Raw genomic sequence first — 14,521 nt, 5'->3', positions numbered from 1 at the left:
CTATTTATTAAAATCGATACTTCTCCTCACTAACTTAAGTGGGTTATGTATATTTTACCATGTATTCAAACTAATTTGACGAATCTTAAGAGATTAGTGCTTCCTAGTTTCATATCGAATAAAGTTGAGAACCACAAAGGATTCGAGTGAGAATTTTATTGTAATGACGGGTGGGCTCTGGAGGTTTTGAACATAAAAAAATCCCGGTACCCTATAGAGGATAACCGGGATACTTGCGAGCACAATGACTATTGCCATTTCTAAAACATATTCGATATCTTCTTCAGAAATCGTTCGATCCTTCTTCTGAGAATAAACTCGTACCTTTCATAAAAGCTCTTTAAGAATCTAATTGAATCAAATAATCCATATTATGATTATTAATAGACCTTTTCAAGACTCCCTACAAGTGGAAGGTAAATATCAACCGTTGAACCTATGTCTAACTTACTTTCAACTTGCATAGATCCATTATGTTCTTTAATAATTTTGTGATTAATCATTAGATCCAAACCTGTACTGCTCTCTTTTATGGCGTAATTTGGTTCAAATAAGTGCACAACCCTTTCCTCGGAGTTACCAACTCCATGACCTTTTATCATGATATGAACATGGGATTCAGTTGATTTACAAGTGATATACACGTTTTTATTACAAGCTGAAGCTTCAATAGCATGTTTGATAATATTTTCAATGACCTCTTGAAGTCGAACTTGATCACAGTAAATAGGTAAACCCTGCGCTTCTAAGTTTGAATGAATTTTAATTCCCTCAAGTAGCGCAAATTCTTTCATCCCCAGAATAGCTCTTTCTAGGATAATCTCAATATCATTTATACGAAAGTTCACTGATTGTGTTTCTGAAAGCATAATAAGTCTATTTACTATTTCCTCGACCTTATTTATCTCGGAATCAATCATTGAATAGTATTTAGGATTACTTACTCCCATATTATTTAATCGTTGAACAACATCTTTAATAGATGTAAGTGGATTTCCAATCTCATGAGCTGCTTCAGCAGCAAATTTTCCCACTACATTGATTTTTTCATTCGTCAGGTATGAAATATTTTCTTCTTGTAACTGGTCATTATCAACGACATGGTTATATGTAATTCTTACGTTTTCCATTCTGAATTGATCAGTATACCTACACCTCATAATAAGTTAAGCCCCCCATTCCGAACTTTGTTCGCTTTAAGCGACCCTCTAGAGAAAAAAAAGACAATGAATATTATCCGATATCCATATGTCTCAACTTTACTTCATTATTTTCTTGATGCTTTTCAGTCATTAATTCAACCACTTGATGAACAATTTCTAATTCCTTTTCACTTAAACTAATTCCATCCCATTGTAGATGTTGCTTTTGAAGAGATTCAACAGAATCAGGAATATCCGTTAATCTAAGTAAATAATCTGTTGAAACATGATAAAGTCGGGCCAATGCTACTAGCTTATCGATGGGAGGATTTCTATGGCCCCCTTCATAACTAGCATAAGATGATTTGGCCAGTCCAATTTTAGATGCAACCTCTAGCAGTGTAAGCCTTTTTTCCAAGCGAAGCATTTTCAAGCGCTCTCCAACAGTCATGCGTTAATCCCCTTTCTTTATTAAATTGTCAGACTAACATTACCAGCTTTCGTATACTCATGAATACGATCAGATATCGTTTGAATTTCTAAACTAAACATAGAAATCTTCTCTTGAATCATTTCTACTTCATCTTGTGTTAAAAGATTGTTTGGCCTTTTAGAATAATGAGCAAACGTTCCAGCTAAACGACCAGTGTTTGTAAAGAATGGTATCGAGGTACAAGACCTAAAACCGAATTCAATGATACTGTCTTTAAAGTTTTTCCAAAGTGTACTCGTTCCAATATCTGTTTGTACAATTCCTTGTGTAAAAATAGCTTTTCCACATGAAGCACAATTTTCATCTAGTATTCCCTGTTCATTAATAACACCAAAGAAGTCAAAGAACTCCACTGGAATACTAGGACCAGCACCATGAAAAACATGATTTCGTTCTCTATCATAAAACAACAAAGTAACATAAATACCATCTAATACTTGTTCCAATTCTAAACACATACGACCTAGCTCCATTTTGATTTCCAAGAAATCCGATTCACTTTTAGTAATGCCACCATTAATCACGGCATTCATTAAATGTACTTTTATGTCTGTTTCTTTTTTCCCCAAGAGAGGATTTATGATTTTTAGTTGTTCTTTAATGTTTTTCTTTAGATTGTACTCACGTAAATTTTCAACAATACATTTATGATTTGAACCATTAATCAATTTCATCAAACTTCCTTTCAAACTCACAAATAGTTTACTGTCATTTTCATTATCATACAATATATTTAAATTGAATAATAGTAATAAATACACTATTCATCTTTTACTTCAAGTTAAAAATTCCCTTACCAGTTTCCATATTTATAGGTAATGATGAATGTTCATGAGCTACGAGCCAAGATTCATTCACTTTTCTCAAACCATATGTGAAACGATTTGTCATTTCTCGAATTTTTTCACCCGTATCTTCTCGGTAACCAGCAAATGTTACAGCACAATGAATAAATGCGAGATCTGAATTTTCTTCAACTACGAGGTCGTTAAAATCAACTTTCAGTAAAACATCATCCTCACTCAACCCATTAAACCACTCGACAATATTTTCCTTCCATGATGAAATCCCCTTACTCTCCCAGTTCCCCCAGCAATCATAAATATGGATTTCGGGCACATACATGGACAAGAACTTTTCAACATTTTTTTCATAAATTGCTGTTTTGTAATTCTCAAGTACATCTTGAACTTTGAAAAAAACCTCTGTCATCAAGTCCATCCCCTTCACCAATTTCCAAAATGCAAATATGTCACTATAGAATTCTAGATTCAATCACTTTTTCCTTCTTCAGTTCCAAACTAAATTCTCATCTTTACTATGTGTCCTCTTTATATTTCTTCGATATTGGAAAGACGAAGAAAGCTTGTAGTTTTAGACCAGAAAAAATCCCGGAATCCTGTTAAGGAGTACCGGGAAACTATTGCGTCAGATATGGAATGCTGGAATATGAAAGTTTTTTAACTTTGCACTTTTACTACTTTTGTATAAGATATCTTATCATGCAATGACAATTTCTCCTTATTTAAAAAAGTATATACCAGTGCAAAAGGAAAAAAAGCCAGTAAAAAGTATTTTATAATCGTTCTAACTATTATTTGTATTAAGCTCAATGGTTTCTCTTTTATAGATACTATTTTAAGTCCCAGAATTTTCATACCTATATCACGTTTTATTAAGGTGATACTTATAATCTCTAATATTATTAAGCTTATTAAAGCAGGTAATATTATTTCAACTACCTCCAGAAATTCTGATGGTCGACTGATTAAATCTATAAATACTGTTGGTAAACATATCATGTACTTTAAAAGCCAGAATATCAACCAGCCTGAACTTGGATCATTCCCGAATATGAAATAACTTGGATATATCAAGAAGCTAATCCCTCCAAGCAGTATCATTGATGGGAAAAAGATGATAACTCTATTTAAAATATGTGCAGCTATTCTTTTCCCTATCATTTAAATTTACTCCTTTTTAATTGTGTCATACCTAGCTTTGTTAAATTCAAAACTAAAGTTGCATAAATAATGCTCAGGAGTCTTCACTTTTGTATTTATATTTACAATATCGCGATCATAATCTACTATGCATCTAAATCCTTATTTTTATTATATGATTTTTTTAAAGATATTATTGTAAAAACACCATAAATAATTGTAAACGTAATTGGCATAATGATCAGTTCTAACATATCAAGTGTGTCATTTCTCAATAAATTAAGAGTCAATAAAAAGATGAAAAATAAAGCTCCAGTGCCCATTGTTTGAACCATACCTTTTTTACGACTCTTTTCATAACTCGATTCATCCATCACATCATCATGCTCCATTCCAGATAAAACATATCGTGTAGTCGGATAAATAATCATAAAAAACGTTACACACAGTAATAGTAAGTCCAATCCACCACTTAAATCATAGAAAAACAGTTGGACGATTGTTAAACAGATAAAAACGATTAAAACAATTAGTGCACTTTCAGCAAAAAAGTAAAGTGATGATAACCGGTTATATTCATCCTTGGGTAATAGTTTATTAATAAAAGAATTAATCATTTGTCTCATCCTCCCAAAATAAATCATCTAAAGTTTTTCCAAGCGATTTTGCAATAGCTATACAAAGTTGTAAACTTGGATTGTACTCGCCTTTTTCTATCAAACCTATTGTTTGTCGCGTAGCTCCGATCTGTTTTGCAAGTTCGGCCTGAGTCAGTTTTTTTTCCATTCTTGCAATTTTTATTTTGTTTATCATGTATCACCCTCCTAAATGCAAAATATAAATTGCTTTTGTAAAATAAACATAACATGTTAGATATTTAAATGCAATATATACTTTGCATTTTAACATCTAAATAAATTAAACATTAAAAAATCCTATGTCATATTCGACATAGAATACATATAGATAATCTTATTTTATCGTGACAGCTACAACTTCATTTCCAATCTTTGATTGAATTTGTTGTGCTTCTTTTAACTTATAGGAATTACGTGGCATAAAACGTATTCCGTTCCCCGACTTTTCCACCTGTCTTTTCACGTTTTTTTCCAGCGTTACAATAAAGTTACCGAAATAGATAGTGGAGAAAAGAAGATGGGAAAGAAGAGATGGTTTTGGTGGTTTTAGATAAGAAAAACCCCGGAATCCTATTGAGGAAAACCGGGGTACTATTGAGTTAGAAATGGAAATCGGTAATGTTCGCCGAGTGATGTTTATTATTGTTTTACAGATACACTCACTATCAAAGACTCATTATATCTTGAAAACCTTTACTCATCTACTTCATGAATATAGTAACTTCTTTTTGATTTATTCATCACAATTATGTTAATTACTACTCCTAGGATTAAAGGAGTTTGTAATTTTACCGGATTCGGAATGGAAATGGATGAAAATCGAAAGAGTTTATTATTTGTAATAAGAGTTAATTATCGTTAGACAAATCCAACTCCAACCAAGTCACAACCTCAATATGGCTACTATGTGGAAACATATCTACCGGTTGCACTTCTTGCGTACGGTACCCACCATCTTCTAATATCCTTAAATCCCGCGCAAGCGTTGCTGGATCACATGATACATAAACAATACGTTTCGGTTTATATTCTAAAATCGTGTCCAATAATTTCTCGTCGCAGCCTTTACGCGGTGGATCCACTACAAGTACGTCAAATCTTTTTCCTTCTGCGTACCATTTAGGAATTACTTCTTCAGCTGGGCCAGCTTCAAAGTGAGCATTGTTGATATCGTTCAATTCCGCGTTTCGTTTGGCATCTTCGATTGCTTGCGGAACGATTTCGACGCCGTATACTTCTTTCGCATTTTGAGCGAGGAACAGTGAAATTGTGCCGATACCGCAATAGGCATCAATGACGGATTCAGTTCCTGTCAGCTGTGCGTACTCGAGTGCTTGTCCGTATAACACTTCCGTTTGTTCAGAATTCACTTGGTAAAATGAACGTGCGGAAATCTCGAATTTGATATCGCCAATTGTGTCGACGATGAATGGTTTTCCGTAGAGCAATAGTGTTTTATCACCAAAAATGACGTTCGTTTTTTCGCTGTTGACGTTTTGCATAATCGATGTCACGTCCGGGACGACGCGTTTAATGAGTTCTATCGCAGCGTCTTTTTGCGGAAACTTCTTCGAACGTGTCACAAGTACGACCATTAATTCGCCTGTTGCGCGTGCTTTTCGAACAATTAGGTGACGCAGCATGCCGCGGTTTGTTCGCTCGTCATATGCTTCAATCCCCATGCGATGCATTTCGTGTTTCAATGTGGACATGAGCTCATCTGCTTCTTCACCTTGAATAATACAGACATCTGTGTCGACAATATGATGCGTTCGTGAGCGGAAAAATCCTGAAACAACTTCCCCGTTTCGTTCACTGAATGGAATTTGTGATTTATTGCGATAGCGCCATGGGTTGTCCATTCCTTTGACTGGATGTACGGGTACATGCGGAATTTTACCGATACGTTCCATAACGTCGCGGACTGTTTTTTGTTTTTGTCGTAGTTGTGCTTCGTATGATAAATGTTGCAATTGGCAACCGCCGCATTCCCAAAACACATGACATGGCGGTATAACGCGGTCCGGCGACTCTTTTGTTACGTTTAGCAACTTCGCGAAACCGTATCGTTTCATCGTTTTCATCACTTGTATTTCAGCCTCTTCACCTGGAAGTGCGCCGGGAATGAAAAGCGGGTAGCCCTCCACTTTCGCAACTCCCGAGCCGTCATGCGTTAGATCTTCGACATAGACGTTGAGGCGATCATTTTTATTTACAGTAAAAGACATTGTTATTCCTCCAAATTTCATATGCCTCTAGTTTACCACGAAGACAAGGTATCGCGATATATATCCGACGTTTTGGGACGGATATCAGTACATTTAGTGTCCATATCCGACACTATCACAGCGATTTCCGTCAGTTACCCGCATATATCCGCACCTTTCACAAACATATCCGCAAATCATGACCTTAGCCCCAATAAAAAAACAGACGCCATCACGACGTCTGTCCCCACACTTATTCTTCTTCATCAATCTGCCGCCTTACCGCATCGTCCTTCGGCGCCACGACAAATGCGAGAACAATTGCACCGATAAGCACAATAAACGGGGCGTAAAACATTAGAAAACTAGTCACAATAACTTCCCCCTTTAAACATGATGCTTACTTTTTCCGCGGACATAGTCTTTATCGAACAAGAATAACCTCATGAGCAGATACAAGGAAGGAATCAACAAGCCAAGTCCCATTATGAACACGACAATTAATGATATCGCCATCGCTGGATTCGTGAAGCTGTCGTAGATCGTCAAGTACGGATAAAGCAAATACGGGTAATGCGAAGCACCGTATCCGAAGAAGGCAAATAGGAATTGTCCAGCAAGCAAGATGAACGCGAGCCCATAATTGCGACGTATCCATAACAGCCAGACGGTCCCGATGAACATGACAAACGAGATCAGAAACATAGGCCAGAAGTTTTGGATATTGGCGTAATGCTCCGGGTTATGTCTTCTTAATTCGAAAATAATGCCGCCTGCAGTAATGATTGTCGGCAAGGCCCAAATGAGCGCGTATTTTCGTAACAAATTTTCCGCTTCGAAGTAGCGCGCTTTATTGGCGTACCAAGTTAAAAATACGGCGGAGATATACAGTGTCGCCGCAATGCTCAGAACGACGATTGACCAAGTTAATCGACTCGTGAACAACATCCAATAATCGAGGACGGGATTTCCATCCACCATCTCGATGAAGCCACCTTCTGAAATCGTCAGGACAATCGACAACGATGCGGGAAGCAATATTCCGCTTAGACCATACATAAACGAATAGCCTTTGTGTCCGCGCGAACCATACGTTTCAAACGCATAGTACGAACCGCGAATCGCGAGTAATATTATCCCGATACTGACTGGAACCAGTAAAGTCGTTCCATAATAAAAGGCTGTTTTCGGAAAGAATCCGATAATCCCGACAAAGAAGAAGACGAGAAAAACGTTCGTGACTTCCCAAACTGGTGATAAGTATCGCTGAATGATATTCGTTAAAATATGTTTCTTACCGGTGAGTAAACTATAGGCATTAAAAAACCCAGCTCCAAAGTCTATTGCGCCGATAAGTATATAACCGAATAGAAATGTCCACAGGACTGATATGCCGATTATTTCTAAGCTCATAGCACGTCACCGCCCTTCTCCATATTCCGGTCTTCGATTTCTTGTTCGACTGGATTGTTACGGAACATCCTTCTTAAGACGACAACACTTCCGACGCCTAGAATGAGATAAAGTAAACAGAATAAGACTAGCATCGTATCTACATGCGCACTTGTGGTCGCAGCATCTTGCGTTCGCATTAGTCCGCGCAGAACCCACGGCTGTCGACCGACCTCGGCCAGCCACCAACCTGCTTCAATCGCAATAATTGATAAAGGTCCACCAAGTACAATTAACCAACGGAACCATTTTGTTGTGACCATTTTCCAACACCTTTTCGTGCCAATCCAGAATACCGCTGCCAAGAACACCATCCACATGCCGATGGTCACCATGATGTCAAATAAGTAATGGATGTAAAGCGGTGGAATTTCATCTTCTGGAAACTGGTCAAGCCCGATCACTTCTGCTGATGTGACGCCATGAGCAAGTATACTTAATGCATTTGGAAGTTTAATCGCGTACTTCACTTCCCCGTCGTCAAGCACGCCATACATAATAAGTTCCGCATTTCCTTTTGTTTCAAAATGCCATTCGGCCGCAGCCAATTTTTCTGGCTGGTATTCGGCTAAATACTTCCCGGAGAAATCCCCTATGATAACTGTGGCGATTGAAAAGATTAGCCCAACTTTCATCGTGAGATAAAGTGCTTTTTTATGGTATTCATGATTCGACCCTTTTAATAAACGAAAAGCTGCAATGGATGCAAGAACGAAAGCTGCAGTCATATAACTAGTCACAACGACATGAGCCACTTTCGTCGGCATTGCCGGGTTAAACATCGCGATAAGCGGGTTGATATTGACTAATTCACCGTTTAAGATGTCAAATCCACGCGGCGCGTTCATAAATGCGTTTACCATTGTGATAAATACCGCTGAAAATGATGCACCGATTGCAACTGGAATAAGCAAAAGTAAATGTTTTTTCTGGTTTTCGAAACGATCCCAAGTGTATAAATAGATACCCAGGAATATCGCTTCAAAAAAGAACGCGAACGTTTCCATAAATAACGGGAGCGCAATGACATTTCCTGCAAGCTCCATGAAATTCGGCCATAACAATGATAATTGCAAACCGATGGCTGTTCCGGTTACAACGCCGACTGCGACAGTAATAATGAATCCCCTCGCCCATCGTCTTGCCAGTAAAATGTAATGCTCGTCATTTTTCTTAATACCGACCCATTGCGCGATCATAATCATTAACGGTACGCCTACACCAATGGTCGCGTAAATAATGTGGAAAGATAATGTGGTTTCTGTTAATACCCGTGAAAAAAATACAGCTTCTTCATTTCCCAATTAGATAACCTCCTTCAACTCCCAAAAATTCGACCGATGATTGAGAGGAGCATAATTCCTGCGATAATGAACACAAGCCAAATCAGACGTTTCTCATGTTTTTTATACATGGTAACACGACCTTTCAAAGTCATTCTTCCCTATATCTTATACCCACTATACGCCTACTTTACGCCATGATTAATTGTGAAATTGAAACTTTAGTGTCTACAATTTGACAATTCAACAACAAACACTTGAGAATAGCATGAATATTAGGTATAATGGGAGAATAAGCCCAAGAGGTGAAGACAATTGAAAACCAGGAGACAAGTACTAGCTTATATTACAAGAGGCGAAGAACCGAACTGGGAGATTCTTGTATTTAAACAAAAAGATAACCCTGATGCCGGCATTCAGGTTCCAGGCGGAACAATCGAAAGCGATGAATTTATCATTGATGCACTCTATCGTGAAATCGAAGAAGAAACCGGAATTACGCGCGAAAACCTCGAGCTAAAGGGCAAAGTAATCAAAAACAAGTACTTTCCCGAACATAAAAACAAGATCTACGAACGCACGATTTTCCATCTTTCTTATATCGGCGACAATGATGAGAAATGGGAATATATCGTAAAAGGGAATGGCAGAGATGAGGGCATGACATTTTGTCATCGATTTGTTCCTGTCGATCAAATTCCAGAACTTGCTGGAAATCAAGATGAAGCGATAAACTTCTTAACGTAAAAAAAGTTGTATGCAAGTCAATTACTGACTGTGCATACAACTTTTTTATGTTTATACTAAATCTTGTTCTCTCAATTCGTCTAATGGCGCAAACATCTCTATGTGTCGATAAAGGTTTTCAAATGTCGCGGGCAATACACCACCGTACTCGCCGTCCAAATTCAGAAGTACTTCTTCTGATGAAGTAACGATGACTTTTTCCGCCTTGCTCGAAATAACGAGCGGATCATCAACATGTTCTCCACGCAGAGCAAGCGAAACGATACGGATAAATTCGGCAATATTACATTTCTTTAATATAAGCAACGTAAATTTACCATCATTCAAACTTGAATCAGGTGCAAGTTTTTCAAAGCCGCCTACTGAATTAGTCAATCCAACAAGGAACATCATTGCCTCATCATCAAAGACTTCACCATCATATTCAATTCTTACATGTGAAGATTTTATCGATGGCAGCATTTCAATACCTTTTAAATAATAGGCCAGCTGACCAAGAACGGTTTTCAAACGACTTGGTACATCGTAGGTAAGCTCAGTCATTCTTCCTCCGCCCGCGATGTTAATAAAGTGACGGTCATTCATTAATCCGACGTCAACAGGAATCGTATCTCCTTTGAGAATGACGTCGAGTGCGCCGCCAATATCACGCGGAATTCGCAAGGCGCGCGAAAAGTCGTTTGTTGTTCCCATTGGAATAAGTCCGATTTTAGGACGTTTTTCAAAAGGACTGACGCCTGCAACGACTTCGTTGAGTGTTCCATCACCACCCGCGCAAATAATCAAGTCGAAGCCTCGTTCTACCGCTATTTTCGCCGCCTCTGTCGCATCGCCTTCTCCTGTCGTTGCATGGCAGGATGTTTCATAACCTGCCATTTCAAGCTGTTCAAGTACATCGCCGAGATGTTTTCGAAAAACCTCACGGCCAGCTGTTGGATTATAAATAATACGGGCACGTTTCATCCGAGTATTCCCTTTCTTTCTTTACATTCGAATTCATTTTTACACGTTTTGTACGACTGGCAAGAATGTTTTACGAATATCTTCGTAAACAGCTAGCCAATATTCCGGTTTCGTCGTGTATTCTGCAGTAATCCTAGAAATAAATTCGTTTTGTTTTTCATGATAGTCAGTTGAATCCTTTGAAGGTAATGACTCTTTGAGTTTTAAAACATAGTCTCCTAGTTGACTCGCACGCGGACCCCATTCGGCCGCAACTGCTCCGTCTTTCCCAAGAAGTAAATATTTTGGAATCGATCGACCGCCATTCGTTAAATGTCGATCGATTAGTGACGTGTCCTCATCACGATAGACTGCACGCACATCCAAATCAGCTGCTTCCGCGATTCTTAGGAGTATCGCGTTGTTCATCATTGCATCTCCGCACCAATCTTCGGTAATGACAAGAATTTTTGGTTTTGCTGTCTTCAATCGTTCAATAAATTCATCGTCTTTTGGACATTCGAATTGCTCATAAATGCGCTGGGAATTTTCTTTGTGATTTTTCATTTGATTCATATACGTTTTGAGTGAAATTGCATCATCGAAGTATTGTTTTTCAGTTTTCATGAACGACACACTCCCTTTCATCAATTGTACGTTTTCCTCAATTCCGAATCAACTTCCAAGGTCTAGCTTGAAAAGAAGTCTAACTAAAAAGCGTCCTATGAAACGACTGTAGCAGTCTTTCATAGGACGCATAGGTTAAATTAATGTTTCTCGATTTCCTCAAGAAGGATTTTATTGACAAGTTGTGGATTCGCTTGTCCTTTGGATGCTTTCATGATTTGCCCTACAAGGAAGCCCAACGCGCGTCCTTTTCCGTCTTTATAATCGACGATTGATTGAGGATTTGCTGCTAGTGTTTCAGCCACCATCGTGCGAAGCGTGCCTTCGTCCGAAATTTGGACAAGCCCTTTCGCCTTCACGATATCGTCAGCCATACCGCCTTTTTCGATTAACTCTTTAAAGACTTTCTTCGCGATTTTCGTAGAAATCGTTCCGTCTTTTATGAGCTTAATCATGCTTGTAAGTCCTTCAGGTGTGAGTTTCGTTTCCGCAAGTCCTTTTTGCTCAGCATTGAGATATGCAGACACTTCGCCCATTAGCCAGTTAGAGGCCAGTTTTGGATCGGCACCAGCATCAACAGTCGCTTCATAGAAATCGGACATTTCCTTGGTCAATGTTAAGACCATTGCGTCATACGCCGGAAGTTCGAGTTCATTGATATAACGTTCTTTACGCGCATCTGGAAGTTCTGGAATTTCCGCACGAATCCGAGCCTTCCAGTCCTCATCAATATGAATTTCCGGTAAATCTGGATCATTGATGAAACGATAATCATCCGCTGATCCTTTAATACGCATAAGCACGGTATCGCCAGTCGACTCGTCGTAACGACGAGTTTCTTGTTCAATTACGCCGCCTGAAAGCAAGATTTTCTCTTGTCGTTCCACTTCTTTAATAATGCCTCGACGAACAAAGTTAAAGGAGTTCAAGTTTTTCAATTCCGTCTTTGTACCGAATTCTTTTTGACCGACTGGACGCAATGAAATATTGGCATCACAACGAAGTGAACCTTCCTCCATGCGGACATCTGAAACGCCTGTGTACTCGATTATCGCTTTTAACTTTTCAAGAAAAGCGTATGCTTCATCAGCCGAACGAATATCTGCTTCAGAAACAATTTCAATAAGCGGTGTTCCTTGTCTGTTCAAATCGACAAGTGAATACCCGTGATCCGTATGTGTCAATTTCCCCGCATCTTCTTCAAGATGGATACGATTCAATCTAATTTTCTTCTTTTTACCATCTACTTCAATTTCCACGTATCCACCTACACCGATTGGTCGATCTTCTTGAGAAATCTGATAGGCTTTTGGATTATCCGGATAAAAGTAATGCTTTCGATCAAAATGCATTACGTCGGCAATGTCACAGTTAAGCGCCATTGCGGCTTTCATGCCATAATCGACAACTGATTTATTCAGTACGGGCATAACGCCAGGATAAGCCAAGTCAGTTACGTGAATGTTTTTATTTGGTTCTGCACCGAAATGGGATGGTGCAGAAGAAAATATTTTCGTATTTGTTTTTAATTCGACGTGAACTTCAAGTCCGATGATTACTTCAAAATTCATGTTACTTCCCCTCCCGTATGGCCGGAGTGCGTGTATGGAAATCGGTTGCTTGTTCGTACGCATGTGCCACTTTATAAATTGTTGCCTCATCGAAGTGATTTCCGATGATTTGCAAGCCTAACGGAAGTCCGTTAGAAAATCCACAAGGGACAGAGATTGCCGGCACACCCGCAAGGTTTATAGGTGTCGTCAAAATGTCGGCCATGTATTTCGTGACGATGTCTTCCGGTTCGCCATCGATTTTATAAGCTGTTGTCGGTGACGCCGCACTAATAATTACATCATATTTAGAAAAGGCGTTTGCAAAGTCCCCGGCTACTAACATTCTTGCTTTTTGCGCTTTTTTATAATAGTCATCGTAATGGCCAGCACTTAACGTATAAGTACCAAGCAAGATTCGTCTTTTGACGTCCGTTCCAAAAGCTTCCGCACGAGATTTACGATAAATCTCATCAAGATTTTTTGCATCTTCAGAACGATAACCGTAATGAACACCGTCGTACCTTGAAAGGTTAGATGACGCTTCTGCAGACGAAATGAAATAGTACGCTGGGAGTGCATATGCTGAATGCGGAAGTGAAATTTCTTCCCACTCTGCGCCCAGAGATTCTAATACTTTAAGGGCTTCGAGTACTGCATTCTTCGCGTCTTCTCCAACGCCCTCACCCATATATTCCTTCGGAACACCAATTTTCATTCCTTTAATATCACCTGTTAAATGCGCTTTATAATTTGGTACTTCTTTCGGGGATGAAGATGAATCTTTTTCATCATGGCCAGCAATTGCTTGTAAAAGCAGCGCATTCTCCTCAACAGTACGCGTAATGGGTCCGATTTGATCCAATGAGGATGCAAGTGCGATAAGTCCATAACGGGATACGCGTCCATAAGTCGGTTTCATGCCGACAACACCACAGAACGCCGCTGGTTGGCGAATCGACCCACCAGTGTCTGTACCTAATGCAAAAGGAACCTCTCCCGCTGCAACTGCTGCTGCGGAACCGCCCGATGAACCACCCGGGACATGGTCAAGGTTCCAAGGATTGCGCGTCGTTTTGAATGCGGATGTTTCAGTTGTCGAACCCATCGCAAACTCATCAAGATTCAATTTTCCAATTGAAACCATTCCTGCATCGTTTAATTTTTCAACTACTGTTGCATCGTAAACCGGCATGAAGTCTTCCAACATGCGGCTAGCTGCAGTCGTCGTAATTCCTTTTGTTACAATATTATCTTTGATGCCCACTGGTAAGCCGAATAGGGGTCCGCGGTTTTCAACCGGTTCGTTATCCAGTTCCTCGGCGCGCTTTAATGCTTCTGTTTCATTGGTCGATATGAAGGCTTGTACCGCCTCATCCGTGTTCGCAACGCGCGCGAATGTTTCTTCAGTAAGTTCTTTAATGGTTAGTTCTTTATTATGTAACAGCGACTGAAGTTCCGCCGTCGTCTTATTAAGTAATGTCATTGGATTTCCTC

General features: G+C 39.1%; 16 protein-coding genes. 1 reads left to right on the top strand and 15 read right to left on the bottom strand.

The window, feature by feature from the left end:
• Positions 1-380: 380 nt before the first annotated feature.
• The 11 genes from J4G36_RS16520 to J4G36_RS16475 form a co-directional block, all read right to left on the bottom strand.
• On the bottom strand, positions 381-1,130 hold the full coding sequence (locus J4G36_RS16520) for a sensor histidine kinase (protein WP_210471508.1): 750 nt from the start codon (positions 1,128-1,130) through the stop codon (positions 381-383).
• Between the two features lie 103 nt (positions 1,131-1,233).
• The gene (locus J4G36_RS16515) at positions 1,234-1,593 is read right to left on the bottom strand and encodes a helix-turn-helix domain-containing protein (protein ID WP_210471507.1); all 360 of its coding nucleotides are present in this window, start codon (positions 1,591-1,593) and stop codon (positions 1,234-1,236) included.
• A 20-nt stretch (positions 1,594-1,613) separates the two neighbouring features.
• On the bottom strand, positions 1,614-2,363 hold the full coding sequence (locus J4G36_RS16510) for a GAF domain-containing protein (RefSeq protein WP_210471506.1): 750 nt from the start codon (positions 2,361-2,363) through the stop codon (positions 1,614-1,616).
• A gap of 43 nt (positions 2,364-2,406) precedes the next feature.
• Positions 2,407-2,847 (bottom strand): YybH family protein, encoded by a 441-nt coding sequence (locus tag J4G36_RS16505; RefSeq protein WP_210471505.1) that lies wholly within the window; start codon positions 2,845-2,847, stop codon positions 2,407-2,409.
• A gap of 248 nt (positions 2,848-3,095) precedes the next feature.
• Positions 3,096-3,599 carry an RDD family protein gene (locus J4G36_RS16500; protein WP_210471504.1) on the bottom strand — a complete coding sequence of 168 codons (504 nt, stop codon included), beginning with the start codon at positions 3,597-3,599 and terminating at the stop codon, positions 3,096-3,098.
• 125 nt (positions 3,600-3,724) lie between these two features.
• Positions 3,725-4,195, bottom strand: a complete 471-nt coding sequence (locus tag J4G36_RS16495) for a DUF6773 family protein (RefSeq protein ID WP_210471503.1) — start codon at positions 4,193-4,195, stop codon at positions 3,725-3,727.
• Positions 4,188-4,391 (bottom strand): helix-turn-helix transcriptional regulator, encoded by a 204-nt coding sequence (locus J4G36_RS16490; RefSeq protein WP_210471502.1) that lies wholly within the window; start codon positions 4,389-4,391, stop codon positions 4,188-4,190. The genes J4G36_RS16495 and J4G36_RS16490 overlap by 8 nt, the downstream gene beginning before the upstream one ends.
• A gap of 673 nt (positions 4,392-5,064) precedes the next feature.
• The gene (rlmD, locus tag J4G36_RS16485; protein ID WP_210471501.1) at positions 5,065-6,444 is read right to left on the bottom strand and encodes a 23S rRNA (uracil(1939)-C(5))-methyltransferase RlmD; all 1,380 of its coding nucleotides are present in this window, start codon (positions 6,442-6,444) and stop codon (positions 5,065-5,067) included.
• A 232-nt stretch (positions 6,445-6,676) separates the two neighbouring features.
• The gene (cydS, locus tag J4G36_RS18960) at positions 6,677-6,796 is read right to left on the bottom strand and encodes a cytochrome bd oxidase small subunit CydS family protein (protein WP_483315910.1); all 120 of its coding nucleotides are present in this window, start codon (positions 6,794-6,796) and stop codon (positions 6,677-6,679) included.
• Positions 6,797-6,810: 14 nt separating this feature from the next.
• Complete coding sequence (locus J4G36_RS16480) at positions 6,811-7,836, bottom strand: cytochrome d ubiquinol oxidase subunit II (RefSeq protein ID WP_210471500.1); 1,026 nt, start codon at positions 7,834-7,836, stop codon at positions 6,811-6,813.
• Positions 7,833-9,179: a cytochrome ubiquinol oxidase subunit I gene (locus J4G36_RS16475; RefSeq protein WP_210471499.1), complete on the bottom strand. Its 1,347-nt coding sequence runs from the start codon at positions 9,177-9,179 to the stop codon at positions 7,833-7,835. The genes J4G36_RS16480 and J4G36_RS16475 overlap by 4 nt, the downstream gene beginning before the upstream one ends.
• 294 nt (positions 9,180-9,473) lie before the next feature.
• Between J4G36_RS16475 and J4G36_RS16470 the strand changes: the two genes are divergently transcribed.
• Entirely contained in the window at positions 9,474-9,905 is a 432-nt protein-coding gene (locus J4G36_RS16470) for an NUDIX hydrolase (protein ID WP_210471498.1), read from the top strand.
• A gap of 51 nt (positions 9,906-9,956) precedes the next feature.
• Here the strand turns inward: J4G36_RS16470 and J4G36_RS16465 are convergent, their stop codons facing one another.
• The 4 genes from J4G36_RS16465 to gatA form a co-directional block, all read right to left on the bottom strand.
• Positions 9,957-10,868, bottom strand: coding sequence for a diacylglycerol kinase (locus J4G36_RS16465; RefSeq protein ID WP_210471497.1), 912 nt, complete (start codon positions 10,866-10,868; stop codon positions 9,957-9,959).
• Between the two features lie 39 nt (positions 10,869-10,907).
• A complete protein-coding gene (locus J4G36_RS16460) occupies positions 10,908-11,474 on the bottom strand; it encodes a thioredoxin family protein (protein ID WP_210471496.1) in 567 nt (188 codons plus the stop codon).
• 140 nt (positions 11,475-11,614) lie between these two features.
• The gene (gene gatB, locus J4G36_RS16455) at positions 11,615-13,045 is read right to left on the bottom strand and encodes an Asp-tRNA(Asn)/Glu-tRNA(Gln) amidotransferase subunit GatB (RefSeq protein ID WP_210471495.1); all 1,431 of its coding nucleotides are present in this window, start codon (positions 13,043-13,045) and stop codon (positions 11,615-11,617) included.
• Between the two features lies 1 nt (position 13,046).
• On the bottom strand, positions 13,047-14,510 hold the full coding sequence (gene gatA / locus J4G36_RS16450) for an Asp-tRNA(Asn)/Glu-tRNA(Gln) amidotransferase subunit GatA (protein ID WP_210471494.1): 1,464 nt from the start codon (positions 14,508-14,510) through the stop codon (positions 13,047-13,049).
• Positions 14,511-14,521: the final 11 nt, after the last annotated feature.

The organism is Sporosarcina sp. 6E9 (assembly GCF_017921835.1).
Lineage (GTDB): Bacteria > Bacillota > Bacilli > Bacillales_A > Planococcaceae > Sporosarcina.
This window is presented reverse-complemented; position numbering and strand designations above follow the sequence as displayed.